Genomic DNA, 13,122 nt, shown 5'->3' on the forward strand with positions numbered 1-13,122 from the left:
TGCATCAGGATCTGGCCTTAAATAACAAATACACAAAATACGGCACGCCGATGATCGATATGACAATGCCGACAGGCAGCTCTGCTGGCGAAAATACCGTCTTCGCAATAAAATCCGATACGACAACCAGCGCCATGCCGATCAGGCCGCAGACGGGGACCATGCGGACGTGCCGGATGCCTACGAGACGTCTGGCGATATGAGGCGCCATCAGGCCGACGAAGCCGATCCCTCCCGACACGCTGACGCAGGCGCTCACCAGCCCGATGCTGCCGAGCAGCAGGATCATCCGCTCTTTTTCCACAGCGACGCCCAAGCTTCTGACACTGTTCTCCTCCAGCTGGAGCAGGTCCAGAATGTACGATCTGCGCACGATGACGGGAATAAGAACGACCAGCCACGGGAGCATGGCGACAATAAACTTCCAGTTGGCGTTGTAGATGCTGCCGGTCATCCAGACCGTGGCCATCTCGAAGTCGGACGGATTCATTTTCAGGCTGATGTACATGGCAACCGCGCCGAGTCCGGAAGCGGTCGCGATGCCCACCAGAAGAACGCGCTGCGGATCCAGCTTGCCATCCTTCCAGGCGAACAGATACAGAAACGCAGCCGTGCTTAGACCGCCCGCCCAACCGAACAACGGCATCGCCATCGTGGAGAACCAGCCCGCTCCCTTGATTTGCCCGCTGAAAAAAAACATAAAGATGACGACTGCCGCGCCCGCGCCAGCGTTGATGCCCAAAATTCCCGGATCGGCCAGCCCGTTGCGCGTGACGCCTTGAATTGCCGCGCCGGCCACGCCCAGCCCCAAGCCGACCAAAGCGGCAATAACGATGCGGGGCAGCCGGAAGTCGAAGATGACCAAACGGTGCTCGGGCTGCGGGTCGATCCCAAGCAGCGTTCGAACGATAGCGCCCACCGTCATGTCGAAAGCCCCGTTCGTGAGAGACAGGTATGCGGCAATGAGTATAAGCGCGACCGCTCCAAGCAGCACCGTCATGTACCTGCCGGTTGAATAATTACGCACGCTGCTCCCCTCCCTTCCTCCGGATCAAATACAGAAAGAAAGGAACCCCGATCAAGGCGGGCTGCGGGTCGATCCCAAGCAGCGTTCGAACGATATCGCCCACCGTCATGTCGAAAGCCCCGTTCGTGAGAGACAGGTATGCGGCAATGAGTATAAGCGCGACCGCTCCAAGCAGCACCGTCATGTACCTGCCGGTTGAATAATTACGCACGCTGCTCCCCTCCCTTCCTCCGGATCAAATACAGAAAGAAAGGAACCCCGATCAAGGACGTCACGACGCCGATCGGCATCTCGAACGGGTAGTTCATGAAGCGGCTTGCGACATCGCACAAAGCAAGAAACACCCCGCCCAGCACACCGGCGCACGGCACGATCCACCGGTAATCGAGGCCGACGAGAAAACGGGTAATATGCGGGACGATCAAGCCGACGAAGGCGATCTTGCCGGCCAGCGCCACGGAAACGCCCGTAAGTAGAATGACCGCAAGCATCGCGACCACTTTGACGATCAGCGTCCGCTGTCCGAGGCTGACCGCCACTTCCTCGCCCAAGGAAAGAATCGACACGGATTTCGAGATGAGCAGCGCAAGCGCGACCCCGACCACGGCAAAAGGAATCGCCAGTTTGATCAGATTCGGGTCCATCTGATGCAGGCGGGCGTTATACCAAAAGCCGATTTTTTGCGAAACCTGAAAATACGTCGAGAAGGCGGTCGCCATGCTGCCGAGAAACGTGCCGATCACGGTGCCCGTCACCGCCAGCCGGACCGGAGACATCCCGCCGGGCAGCAGCGACGCCAGTCCGAAGACAAGCCCTACGCCGAACGCCGAGCCGATGAACGAATAAACGATCATTTCGATCGAAGAAGAACCCGGTAGCGCGATCATGCAGACCGTAATGGCGAATACCGAGCCGTCGGTCACCCCCATGATCGAAGGGGATGCAAGGTAGTTCCTTGTCATCCCCTGCATAAGCGCTCCCGACATCGCCAGGAAAGCGCCGATGAGCAGCGCTCCGACCGCGCGCGGGACGCGGGAGTGCATCACGATTTGATGATTGACGTTGCCCGGATCGAAGCTTGCGAACGCCTCCCAAAGCGTGCCTGTATCGATCGTTTTGGAGCCGAAACGGACGGATAAAATGATCGAGAGGACAACCGCGACCGGCGAAAGCCATAAGATCCACGCCGGGTGAAGCTTGTATGCTTGTCTCATGTTTTGTCGGCTCGCCTGCCTGGAATCAGGAGGCCAGCTTTTCCATAGCTGCTTTCAGGAATTGAATTTTGCTCCACGAGGTGCCGCCTTGCCCTAACGGATCGACGACGTTGACGAATACTTTGTCGTTCTTCACCGCATTGATGCTTTTCCAGATCGGATTTTTTTGCAGATCCTCCAGCGCCTTTGGCGTGTCTTTGTTTTCGTCCTCGGAGAACTGCAGGAAAATGTAATCCGGGTTCATTTCGCTGAATTTTTCAATCGAGATGAGCTCCTGCGCCTTAGCAGCCTTCACTTCCGGTGGAGCCGTAAAGCCGAGATCGGCATACAGCGACGCGTTGAAGAACACGCCTTCGGGATAAATGTACAGGTTGCCGGTCCGGACTCTCAAGGAGACGACTTTCTTGTCTTTCAAGCGATCGCCGAGCTTCGCTTTGGCTGCTGTCACATCGTCCTTATACTTTTGCAGCACCTGCTTGGCCTGCTCCTGCTTGCCGGTCAGCTCGCCCAGCAGCAGCAGATTGGCTTCCCAGTTCGTCGAGATATGCGACACCGGGAACGTCGGGGCGACTTTGGCCAGCTTCTCGGCCATTTCAGGCGGGAATTTGGAGGAGCCCAGAATGACGTCCGGCTTCATCTTCAAAATGCCTTCGATATTCGGCTGCATTTTTTCGCCGGTGCTTTCCACGCCTTGCGTGATGCTTTCGAACATCTTCGGAAACTTGCCGCCTACGGTAATCGCTCCAACCGGCTTCACGCCCAGCACCAGCGCATCCTCCATCGCTTCCATCGCGCCGGAGATGACGATTCTGTCCGTTTTGCCGGGAACCGTGTAATCCTTGCCGAGATATTTGATCGTTTTGGTCGCCGGAGCCGCGGCGTCTTTGGTCGCTGCCGCCGGTTTCTCCGTTCCCGTCGAAGCCGCCGGCTGCTCTTTCCCCTGACCTGCCGTGCCGCATGCGGACAAGGCAAGCGCCAACAGCGCCGCAACTCCTATTCCTGACCATCTGCGTTTCATCATCTTGCTAAATCCCCTCTCTATTGATAACGATTCTCATTTGCGATTATAAACTACCCTCCCCCCTTAAACCATGGACGATTTCCGGAGTCACTTTGGACAATTGTCGGAAAACAGATTTAGCGCTGCCTCGACGATCCGATCGTGGGCGGTGGCGGAATATTCGTGCCACGGGTCGGAAGGAATGTGGTGCACCCGATGCTTCCGGACCGCTTTCAAATCCTGCCAAATCGGGGCAGCGCTTAACCGCTTGGCGTGAGCCAGCGATTCGGGCTCCTGGCGGACGAGCAGCAGCAGGCGGTCCGCGTCGATCTCCGCCAGGCGTTCCAGCGTAATCGGCTCATTGAGAACGGTGCGGCCGACCGGACAAGCCGGCTTCACTTGCAAATCGCCGTATAGCACTTCCCGCATGCTCCGGTTGCTAAACGCATGGCATTCGTCTTTATAAATACGCAGGATCAGAACCGTATCGTCCTCCGCCTCACGGGCAAGCCGCTCCCGGACGGACTGCACTTTCCGGTCGTACTCTCTCAGCCACAGCTCCGCCTCCTTCGACGCCCCGAGATACTCCGCGGTAAACTGCAGCTGCTCCCGCCAGTTCTTCTCGGCCCACGGCACCTGCAAGAGGGGAGCGATCTGCTTCAGCTTATCCTGCTCTTCCTCGTCCAGCCCGGTGCGGCTCACAATAACGTCCGGCCGCGCTTTGCGAAGCGTATCGATATTCGTTTCCCAATCCATATTGTTGCGGTAGGCGCTGAGATGGACGGGAATATCGTTGCGGTACGTTTCGTAGTAAAAAGCCGTCCACTTCGGATGAAGCGGGGCGGCATAAGGCAGCATCCTTAGCGCCACAAGCTGGCCGGTGATGGCCGAGCTGTAGGCGGCTACCTTGCGGCTGCGGTTCTTCATATATACCGTCGGCGATACGCCGACTTCCTGTTTGAACTTCCGGCTTAAATAAAACTCGTCGCTATAACCGACCTGCTGGGCGATGTCCCGCAGCCTGACGTTCGAACCGGCCATAAGCTGCTTGGCCCGCGTCATGCGGAGCTCCGTCAAGTAATCGATGGCACTGCTGCCGTACGTTTTTTTGAACAGCTCCACGTAATATTTGGGACTGACCCCGGCCATCCGGGCGAGCTGCTCGATCGACAAGTTTTCGTTGAAGTGTCCCTCCATATAATCTTTCGTCCGCCGGATGGCGGCTTCCGAATCTTTTCTCGCGGAGAGCCCGACATTCTTCATGACGCCATAGATCAGCTCACGGAAAGCAAGGCGGGCGCGCGGACGTCCGGTTTCCTCGGCGCTCTGCCAATGGCGGCTCACGGCGTCGCATACCGTAATCATCTGTGCGGCGGGAATCATCGGAATTTCGTCCTGCACCCAGAACAAGCCTTGTTCCTTCTCGAACCGGAGCTGCTCCTCGTCCTGCCCCGTCTCCCGGTACAAATCAAACCGGAACAAAAACAGGCTCAACCCTTCTGCCGTATCCGAAGCGGCGCCGAACGTCTGGCCCGGAGAGCATACATAAGCGGTATCCTGGCGAAGCCGGCCTTCCTTCCGGTCCACGATCAACCGCCCGTGTCCCTTTGTCACCGCAAGCAGAACGTACGAATCCGCGAGCTGCTGCTCCATGCGCCATTCGCCGTCTCCTTTGACCGCTTCTACGTCCCGAAGCTTCCAATGCGTACCGTCCAGCCAAGTGACCACCGGATCCCCCGGTTCCGTGATGCCTGGGTTCATAAGCTTGTGCACCGCCCTATATGATAATGATTCTCAATACGTTTTTTTGAAGTATACCAAAAAAGCCACCCCTTTGTCGATGAGACCGGCGTCCGGGAGCTCTGCGCTTCATGAGAGTAGTCCCGGAAAAAAAAGACCTCCGAAGCCACCCTGAAAGTGGAATTCGGAGGTCTGCTCTCAGTTCGATCATCCAATCAGGAAGCGGGCTTTACGGCTTGACCCATTTCGCGCCCTGCCAAGTGTGGATGTAATACCAGGACTCCCCGTTGGGAGAGTTCCAGACCCGCGAAGCCGTAACGGTTTGCGGGGTAAACGTGAGCCATTTTTCCGCAGGCTGATTTTCCACATAAGGGATGTCGAACCCGATCGAGGTCCCGGTAAGCTCAAGCCGCTTACTGCTTAGCTGCACCCCGAGCTTGGCATCCTGCTCGAAATCGCCGGTCAACCGGGAGGCAATTTCCATGGACGGATTAAGCCATTTCCCGACGCCCTCGTTTACCGTAAAATACCAGTTGCCTATTTTCCCAATGACCTGAACGGTTTGGGCCGGTTGTTCTGCCCCTATTTTCTCGGTATAGGTGGAGAAGATCGAAGGAGTTTTAAAGTAATGGAACGGAACGGGAATGTCCAGCTTCAGGTCGACCTGCTCTACCCCTTCAAAACCAAGCCCATAGTCGTCGCTGCAGCGAATCCATCGCAGTCCATTCGGCGTCTCGATCTGGTACCAGATGCTCGGAGGAGCCATGCCGGCTAACCGGGCATACTTCGCCACAGGCTTCAATACTTGAGGGGGCAGCTTCGGCTCGCCGGCCAACGGCTTTTCAAAAGGCTGGCTGTACACTTCGCTCTCCCGCGCAACGGGAATCATTCCTTCAACCGGTTGGCCCGCGTAATTCTCCGCATAATGCTCCGAACGAATCCATTGCTCCCCCAGCCAGGAGGTCCGGATCAAATACCACTTCGCCGACGTGCGGCAGGGCGTGTACGGATCGCATGCGTCAATGGAGGCAACCGCCTGAACCTGCTGCGGAGAGAGACTGTACCCGGTTAATTTCATCCGGGAGTCATAGAGCGAGGTCTGGGGCTCAAGCAGAGTCAAGGTCTGTTCCTGCTTCTGCAGCTGGCCGTACTTGTACGCCCCTTCCTTCAAGTTAACCCACGCTTTTCCGAGCCACGTCTCGACCGGCACTTTGTCCATCCTCGTAATATTGAGCAATTCGTCAATCGGGGCGAGCTTCACAGACTGGTAAGCGCTGATGGAGCCGAGGACTTCATTCGGTTTCGTTTTATCGCTGGCATACACTTTAAAATCGTCAAGCAAGGTAATATAAGGCATGGCGTTCGGTTCGGCAAGCTTCTGATCTGCAAGCTTTTGGTCGGCACGGGCGATCTGCGATCCCGACGGAATGGTTACCGCTGCGGCCAGCAGCAAAATGAGCCATTTGTTCATGTTGTTCATCTCCTTTTCAAAAAAACCAAAAGTTTTCCATTTTCGATCTTACCATAAAAATGGAATTAAAAACAGAACCTTCCCGTGCGCTCCTCCGGATCGTTTCCCCTCAACCTATGGACAGCTTCTGCCAAAAAGTTCATTTTATCTTCACAGGAAACCGCCCCCGATAGCCCGACCGGGCTATGGGCAACCTGCTTTCCGTTCTATACAATGAGGGTGCTTGCCTGTTTTGTAAGGAGTGATGAGATGAATCGTAAACGAATGCTGACGGTCCTGCTTGGCCTGCTGCTGGTGGCTGTAATAACCGCCTGCTCCACCTCCGAGCGTCCGGTCGACCCGTCGGAGGTGGAGGTCACGCTGACGACCGAGCCTTCGCCGCCCAAGGTGAACGCCGTCACCAAGTTCACCGCCACGTTAGGCGGTGTGCCGGAATCGACCAAAGCCACCCTGGCCTTCGACATTCGCAAGTCCGAAAACGATACGCTGTCGTATTTGAATGCGAAGCAGGAAGGAAACGCGTACTCCGCGGAAAAAGAACTGAAGGAGCCGGGAACGTACACCGTCTACGTGCATCTGTACATCGGCGACCTGCATATCATCAAGAAAAAGAAGCTTGAGGTCGCTTCATGAGCCGCAACCGCATCCGCAGCCTGATGCCGCACGGCTCCGCCCTGCGCGCCGCTCTGCTGGCGTTCTCGCTCGCAGTCCTGCCGTCCACGGCGGTCTGCGCCGCAAGCAGCGGAAACAGCGGGCAGGAACTCCCGCTCCAGCAGCTCATTGACGAAGCGCCGCCCGGCGGCACGCTAAAGCTGGCGGAAGGAACCTACCGGGGGCCCGCCGTCGTCGCGAAGCCGCTGCGGATCGAAGGCGCGGGCGGAGCGCAGATCGTCAACGAATCGGATCAGCCGGCGGTAGAGCTCCGTGCCGACCGCACCGCGTTAGCGGGTCTGGCGATCCGGGACACGGGAGCCAAGACTACGGCCGCCGTGCTGCTTTCCGGCGCCGACAGCACGCTGGAGGATCTGCGGATCGAGACGGTGTCCTCCGGCATTCATCTGCGGGACGCGAGCCGCAACAAGATCAGCCGTACGACGGTAAGTTGGGCGGGACCGGACGTCAAGATGACGGACAAGGGCAACGGCATCGACCTGTACGCCTCCCATGACAACGTGATCGCAGGCAACACCGTCACCGGTATGCACGATGCCATCTACATCGAGAACAGCAACGGCATCCGGGTAGAACAGAACGAGGTGAACGAGTCCCGGTACGGCGTGCATTTCATGTACGTCAACGACTCGTCGATCCGGGGCAACATCGGGGCGCGCAACATCACGGGAGCGATGGTAATGGCCGTCAAAAGCGTGGAGGTTGCGGGCAACACGTTCGTCAAGCAGAGCGAGAACGTCAACTCCCAAGGCCTGCTGCTGTTCGACGCGAGCGATTCCGTCTTCACGGACAACCGTCTGGAGGGCAACCGGGTCGGCATCTACGTCGAGCAAGCGCACAAGAACGTGCTGGAGCGCAACCGGGTCACCGTGAACTACGTGGGCCTGCAGCTCAAAGAATCCGAGAACAACCGGTTTCAGGCCAACGATTTTCAGGGCAACGTGATCCCGGCGGAAGCGACGGACAGCCAGAATAACGACGTGAAAGGCAACTATTGGGACAGCTTCCAAGGCATCGATCTGGACGAAGACGGGTTCAGCGACATGCCGTATGCAATCAATCCATTTTTTCAGAAGATGACCAAAACGACTCCGCCGTTCCAGCTGTTCTTCCAGTCGCCGGGCATGGCGTTTCTGGAAGGCATGCTGACCTCGTCCAAGCAGGCTTGGACGACCGACCGGGCGCCGGCGATGAAGCCTTACGCAGCGGATGCCTACCGTCTGCCGGACGCGTTCGAAACGACGGGAACGCTAATCATCAGCCTCCTCCTGCTGGGGAGCGCAGTAACAACCATATTCGTAACGGGGGTTCGACGAAAATGAAAAAATTTACTTTAAGCCTGTCCATCGTCATGATCATTCTGGTGCTGTCGGCATGCGGAGCCAAAAAATACGAGCCGCAGGCCATCAACGAAGCGACAGACAAATGCGCCGTGTGCAACATGCAAGTGAAAGACGACCAGTTCGCAACGCAAGCGGTTCTGAAGGACGGCAAATCGCTGAAATTCGACGATATCGGCTGCTACAACGAATGGAAGAGCAAAAACGGCACCGAGCAGGTCGGAGCGACATTCGTCCGGGACTATCATACCAAGGAATGGATCGAGCTGGAGAAGGCTTACTACGTGTACGACAAATCGTTCAAATCGCCGATGGCTTACGGCATCTATTCATTCAAGGATAAAGCGACGGCGGAGAAATTCATCTCCGAGAACGGAAAAGGCAAGCTGATGACTGGTTCCGAGCTGGGCTCCCATACGTGGGAACGCAATAAGGACAAGATGAAGCATATGAAAGACAGCCACAAGCCCGGCGACGAAGGCAAACAAGACATGAAGGACGGTCATGGCGGCAGCGAAGCTAAGAAAGAAGAGCCGAAGGTCGCGCACTAATGAAACCGATGCTGACCGTGGCGATTCGCGAGATGCGAATCGGCTTCCGCAACCCGTGGGCATACTCGTTCCTTGCGCTCTTTTCCCTGTTCAGTCTGGCCCTGCTGCTGATTCACTCCAGCCGGGTCGTCGAAGGGTATTCCAGCGTCACGGGTACGATGCTGAACCTGATCTTGTACCTGCTGCCGCTCATGACGCTGCTGCTCGGTTCCTTCTCGCTGACCGCGGAAAAGGAAGAAGGCGGCTGGCAGCTGCTCTCCGCTTACCCGCTCGGTACGCCCGCGTTCGTGCTGGGCAAATATGCGGGCATTGCCGCCGTACTGCTTGTCATCGTCGCCTTCGGCTACGGCTTAACCGGCGTCGTCGGCCAGTTCACCGGAAAGCCGTTCGATGTGAAAACCTTCACGTTGTTCCTGGCATTCTCGGCCGGCATCGTGCTGCTGTTTCTGGCTGTGGCCGCCATCGTCGGCACGCTCGCCAAAAACCGCTGGCAGGCGCTGACGTACGGCGTGGCGATCTGGTTTTTCACCGTTATCGGGTGGCCGACGCTGCTTGTCGCCGTGCTCGGCTTGCTGCCGTACCTGTGGATCAAGCCGGCGCTGGCCGTGCTCACTCTGTTCAATCCGGCGGAGCTGGTCCGGCTGTTCATCGTCGTCAAGCTGAGCGGAGGGTCCGTGCTCGGGCCCGAATATTACGAATGGATCGGATGGATTCGCGGGACGGGCGGCACTCTCCTGTTCCTGCTCGTCTCGGCCGTCTGGATCGCCGGATGTCTGGGAGCTGCCGTCCTGCTCTGGGAAAGGGGGCGGTCGCGTGGCTGAACCGGTGCTGAAGCTCACGAATGTCCGCAAAACGATCAACAAGCAGCCGATCGTCAAGGGAGTCGATCTGGAGCTGTATCCGGGCCAGGTGATGGCTCTGTGCGGCGGCAACGGAGCGGGCAAAAGCACGCTGCTGCGCATGATCGTCGGCAGCTCGCAGCCGACCGAAGGCTCCATCGAGGCGTGCGGTCTCCAATGGCGCAACGACCGGATGCGCTATGCCGCTTCCGTCGGCTACATGCCCGACGACTATGTGTTCGGGCAGGCGCTGTCCGCGCGGGAGACGCTCACGTTCTGGGCGAAGCTCCGCAGCGTGCCGCCGTCCCGCGTTCAGGAACTGCTGCGCAAGGTTGGCCTGGCCGAGGTGCAGCAGAAGCCCGTCCCCTCCTTCTCCAAAGGGATGCGGCAGCGGCTGCTGTTCGCGCAGGCGCTGCTCGGGGACCCGCCTCTGCTCGTGCTGGACGAGCCGACGAACGGCCTCGATCCGTACTGGCTGCAATCGTTCGTGCATCTGATCGAAGAAGTGAAACGCGAAGGCCGCGCCGTGATTTTCTCGACGCACCACCTGCAGGTGGCCGAATCCGTCGCCGACCGGGCCATGTTCCTGCGGAACGGGGAATTGGTGCGGCAGGGCTCCATCGACGAGTTCCGGGAGCACTACGGGCCGAAGGGACTGGACGGAGCGTTTACGGAATTTATGGCTTAATCGCATTTCGTCTGGAATCAACAAAGAAGCCTTGTCCTCTTTCCATGAAGAGAGAACAAGGCTTTTTCGTTATCCGCGAACAAGTCCCGCCTGCTGGCACGCCGCCTCCAGCTCCACCAGCAAATCGGCCAGCTCCGGGGAGCGCTTCAAATTCGCCAGCATGCCGAGCACGATGACCTTGCGCGGACGGATGTCCACCAGCTCCTGCTCCAGCACCGCCAGGGAATCGAGCGCCTCATCGTGCGCTTCTCCTTCGGAGAGCCGTTCCCGGCACTGCTTCACAAGCAGGAGCGGATGAGCCGATTTCGCGCTTCTCGCGGATACCTCCTTCAGCCTCGGCCAATTGGTTTCGTTCAAAAGAGGGCGCGGCTTCTCCCGCAGCACGCGTTCCGCTACCGCATCGACGATATGCAGAATATGGCGGCACACTTCGTCCGGTCCCAACGTGATCTTCTCGACCAACTGCAAGCCCATGTAGGTCGACAGCAAGCTGCTTAACAGCAATACGCCTTCCGGCGCGTATGGCGCGTAGCCGTCCCCGTAGATGTCAACGAGGCTGTCGATAAAGAACAGACTGATCTCGGTATCCATCCGCTTCAAGTAATCCCGAATTTCCTGGTTTACGAAGCCTCCGTTTTCCCGCATCTGCATCGTGAAAAATTCGGGATATTCCGCCCACAAACGAAGGCAGACGAGTATTTTCCGCTCCAGGCGTTCCCTCGGGCCCAGTTGCCGTTCGCGTTCCACGAGCTGCATCCCGTCGTTCAAACGTTTAAAAAAGAATTTAAAAATATCCAGCAGCAGCGCTTCCTTAGAGGAAAACTGCTGATACACGCTGCCTTTGGACATTTTGCAAGCTTCGGCGATTTCCTGCATTGTCGTCTGCACATACCCGTTCGCAGCGAACAGCTTCATCGCAGCAAGCAGGATGTGCCGCTTCTTCTCGTTCCATTTCTCTTCCACCGGTACACCGCCCCGAAACTTGTATGGTCTGCTTCGTTTCCGTCATAGCGAATATAGCGGATACGCAGGTAACTTGCAAGCTCCGTCCTAGTCCTGAACGGCTGCGGCGCCTTCTTGTAACGGTGCCGGGCTTCCTGCCCGATTGCGTTCCTTCCAGCCGATCAGCATGGCCGTGCTTGCCACCATGAAGGCCGCTCCGAGCACATAAGGGTAATTGACGTTAACGTCGAACAGCACGCCGGCAATGGACGGTCCAGCGATCGTACCCAAGCTCATATAGGCGTTGTTCATCCCCGCTACGAACCCCTGCTCGTTTCCGGCCATTTTGGACAACAGCGTATTGACGGCCGGCCGGATAATCGTCGTGGCAACGAAAAACAGAATGGTCACGGCAAAAACGGAAACGTACGTCTTCGTCACGAGGACCGCCAGCATCATAACGGCGGAAAGCAGAAACATAGCAATAAGAATTTGACGCTCGCTAAACCTCCGCAGCAGCCTTTCGAACAGAACGGCTTGGGTGAAAACCCCTGCCAGCGCGCCGAGCGTGATCATCAGCGAGATGTCCTTCGGCGTAAATCCGTGCTTCACGTCCACATATAAACTAATCACGGCTTCAAAATTCATTAACCCGAACGTCAGCATGAAAACAAGCAGAAGCAGCACGAAGTACGGCGCGCGAAACGAGCTAAGCAGTTGCTTGAACAGATTGTCCCGCTTCCTCTCCGCCGTCCGGGCCAATTGCCTCGATTCCCGGCTCTGCGTCTCCGGCAGGAACAGCAGGGACAGCAGCACCGACACGCCGGCTATCGCCGTCGACACGTAGAACGGAACCCGCAGCCCATAATCGGCCAGAAATCCGCCGATGCCGGGCCCGATCACGACGCCCAGCGACATTGAGGCGCTGAACAGGCCCAATCCTTTTCCGCGATCCTTCTCCTGCGTTATGTCGGCCACATAGGCCATCATCGCGGGTGTCAGGAGCGCGGCCCCGATTCCGCTGAGCAGCCTGGATACGTAAAGCAGCCACATCTGATCGGCCAGCCCGAACAGCAGCTGGGACAACGCAAATACCCCGATTCCCCCGACAATCATGATTTTACGTCCGTATTTATCGGACATCTCGCCGGCAATAGGCGAAAATAGGAGCTGCGTCACCCCCATAGCGGCGACAAGATATCCCATGTCCTGGCCGCTTGCCCCGAATTCCGTAATGAATTTAGGCAAAATGGGGATGATCAGTCCCATTCCCACCATCGTAATAAACATGTTCACCATCAAAATGACAAGCGGTCCCCAATTCGAACCGGTCTTGGTCATAACGTTCACCTCTCTTGCAGATTTCAATTCCAATCCATTTGACCTATTGGTTCTATAAATGACTTTATGGTCAATTGAAAATTATATCCTCCCCCTTCCGTGAAGTCAAATAGTTGAAATTAACAAATAGTTATGGTAAGATGGCTCTAAATTAATGACAGGAGCTGAAAAGATATAATGTAAAATAACTTTCTTGCTAAGAAATATAAAATAGTAAAACAAGCAAGCGATACGAGCGCATGTTTTATTATTTATATGCAAGAAAGTTACGATATCTTTTCACTCGAACAATATATC

The 13,122-nt window shown here is 56.9% G+C and carries 13 protein-coding genes; 5 read left to right on the forward strand and 8 right to left on the reverse strand.

The genetic code is table 11. The annotated features are described in order from the left end of the window. Positions 1–4: 4 nt before the first annotated feature. The 6 genes from QJ48_RS08545 to QJ48_RS08570 all read right to left on the reverse strand — a co-directional run bounded on the left by QJ48_RS08545 (position 5) and on the right by QJ48_RS08570 (position 6,452). Complete coding sequence (locus QJ48_RS08545; protein WP_054973234.1) at positions 5–1,000, reverse strand: iron ABC transporter permease; 996 nt, start codon at positions 998–1,000, stop codon at positions 5–7. A 19-nt stretch (positions 1,001–1,019) separates the two neighbouring features. Beyond that, entirely contained in the window at positions 1,020–1,238 is a 219-nt protein-coding gene (locus tag QJ48_RS39360; RefSeq protein WP_054973215.1) for a hypothetical protein, read from the reverse strand. Beyond that, on the reverse strand, positions 1,231–2,241 hold the full coding sequence (locus QJ48_RS08555; protein ID WP_054973216.1) for an iron ABC transporter permease: 1,011 nt from the start codon (positions 2,239–2,241) through the stop codon (positions 1,231–1,233). Before QJ48_RS08555 ends, QJ48_RS39360 begins: the two co-directional genes overlap by 8 nt. A gap of 25 nt (positions 2,242–2,266) precedes the next feature. Continuing rightward, positions 2,267–3,259 (reverse strand): iron-hydroxamate ABC transporter substrate-binding protein, encoded by a 993-nt coding sequence (locus QJ48_RS08560; RefSeq protein WP_054973235.1) that lies wholly within the window; start codon positions 3,257–3,259, stop codon positions 2,267–2,269. Between the two features lie 90 nt (positions 3,260–3,349). Continuing rightward, positions 3,350–5,002, reverse strand: coding sequence for an ABC transporter substrate-binding protein (locus QJ48_RS08565; protein ID WP_054973217.1), 1,653 nt, complete (start codon positions 5,000–5,002; stop codon positions 3,350–3,352). 208 nt (positions 5,003–5,210) lie between these two features. After that, complete coding sequence (locus QJ48_RS08570; protein WP_054973218.1) at positions 5,211–6,452, reverse strand: hypothetical protein; 1,242 nt, start codon at positions 6,450–6,452, stop codon at positions 5,211–5,213. Between the two features lie 249 nt (positions 6,453–6,701). Between QJ48_RS08570 and QJ48_RS08575 the strand changes: the two genes are divergently transcribed. Genes QJ48_RS08575 through QJ48_RS08595 form a run of 5 tightly spaced genes read left to right on the forward strand, consistent with a single transcriptional unit; the run spans position 6,702 to position 10,542 of the window. After that, complete coding sequence (locus QJ48_RS08575; protein ID WP_054973219.1) at positions 6,702–7,085, forward strand: hypothetical protein; 384 nt, start codon at positions 6,702–6,704, stop codon at positions 7,083–7,085. Continuing rightward, positions 7,082–8,446: a nitrous oxide reductase family maturation protein NosD gene (locus QJ48_RS08580; protein ID WP_054973220.1), complete on the forward strand. Its 1,365-nt coding sequence runs from the start codon at positions 7,082–7,084 to the stop codon at positions 8,444–8,446. Before QJ48_RS08575 ends, QJ48_RS08580 begins: the two co-directional genes overlap by 4 nt. Beyond that, positions 8,443–9,015, forward strand: a complete 573-nt coding sequence (locus QJ48_RS08585) for a nitrous oxide reductase accessory protein NosL (RefSeq protein WP_054973221.1) — start codon at positions 8,443–8,445, stop codon at positions 9,013–9,015. Before QJ48_RS08580 ends, QJ48_RS08585 begins: the two co-directional genes overlap by 4 nt. Beyond that, complete coding sequence (locus QJ48_RS08590; RefSeq protein ID WP_054973222.1) at positions 9,015–9,836, forward strand: ABC transporter permease; 822 nt, start codon at positions 9,015–9,017, stop codon at positions 9,834–9,836. Before QJ48_RS08585 ends, QJ48_RS08590 begins: the two co-directional genes overlap by 1 nt. Further along, complete coding sequence (locus QJ48_RS08595; RefSeq protein ID WP_054973223.1) at positions 9,829–10,542, forward strand: ABC transporter ATP-binding protein; 714 nt, start codon at positions 9,829–9,831, stop codon at positions 10,540–10,542. The genes QJ48_RS08590 and QJ48_RS08595 overlap by 8 nt, the downstream gene beginning before the upstream one ends. Positions 10,543–10,611: 69 nt before the next feature. On the opposite strand, the gene QJ48_RS08600 is transcribed toward QJ48_RS08595, so the two are convergent. Together QJ48_RS08600 and QJ48_RS08605 are read right to left on the reverse strand one after the other, a co-directional pair. After that, complete coding sequence (locus QJ48_RS08600; protein WP_054973224.1) at positions 10,612–11,505, reverse strand: TetR/AcrR family transcriptional regulator; 894 nt, start codon at positions 11,503–11,505, stop codon at positions 10,612–10,614. 87 nt (positions 11,506–11,592) lie between these two features. Continuing rightward, positions 11,593–12,825 (reverse strand): MFS transporter, encoded by a 1,233-nt coding sequence (locus tag QJ48_RS08605; RefSeq protein ID WP_054973225.1) that lies wholly within the window; start codon positions 12,823–12,825, stop codon positions 11,593–11,595. Positions 12,826–13,122: the final 297 nt, after the last annotated feature.

The organism is Paenibacillus sp. A3 (genome assembly GCF_001399685.1).
Taxonomy (GTDB): Bacteria; Bacillota; Bacilli; order Paenibacillales; family NBRC-103111; genus Paenibacillus_G.

Bases quoted from the DNA above. Each gene is read 5' to 3' on its own strand.
- QJ48_RS08590 (WP_054973222.1), top strand. From the start codon at position 9,015: ATGAAACCGATGCTGACCGTGGCGATTCGCGAGATGCGAATCGGCTTC.
- QJ48_RS08565 (WP_054973217.1), bottom strand. From the start codon at position 5,002: ATGAACCCAGGCATCACGGAACCGGGGGATCCGGTGGTCACTTGGCTG.
- QJ48_RS08570 (WP_054973218.1), bottom strand. From the start codon at position 6,452: ATGAACAAATGGCTCATTTTGCTGCTGGCCGCAGCGGTAACCATTCCG.
- QJ48_RS08605 (WP_054973225.1), bottom strand. From the start codon at position 12,825: ATGACCAAGACCGGTTCGAATTGGGGACCGCTTGTCATTTTGATGGTG.
- QJ48_RS08560 (WP_054973235.1), bottom strand. From the start codon at position 3,259: ATGAAACGCAGATGGTCAGGAATAGGAGTTGCGGCGCTGTTGGCGCTT.
- QJ48_RS08575 (WP_054973219.1), top strand. From the start codon at position 6,702: ATGAATCGTAAACGAATGCTGACGGTCCTGCTTGGCCTGCTGCTGGTG.
- QJ48_RS08585 (WP_054973221.1), top strand. From the start codon at position 8,443: ATGAAAAAATTTACTTTAAGCCTGTCCATCGTCATGATCATTCTGGTG.
- QJ48_RS08555 (WP_054973216.1), bottom strand. From the start codon at position 2,241: ATGAGACAAGCATACAAGCTTCACCCGGCGTGGATCTTATGGCTTTCG.
- QJ48_RS08545 (WP_054973234.1), bottom strand. From the start codon at position 1,000: ATGACGGTGCTGCTTGGAGCGGTCGCGCTTATACTCATTGCCGCATAC.
- QJ48_RS08580 (WP_054973220.1), top strand. From the start codon at position 7,082: ATGAGCCGCAACCGCATCCGCAGCCTGATGCCGCACGGCTCCGCCCTG.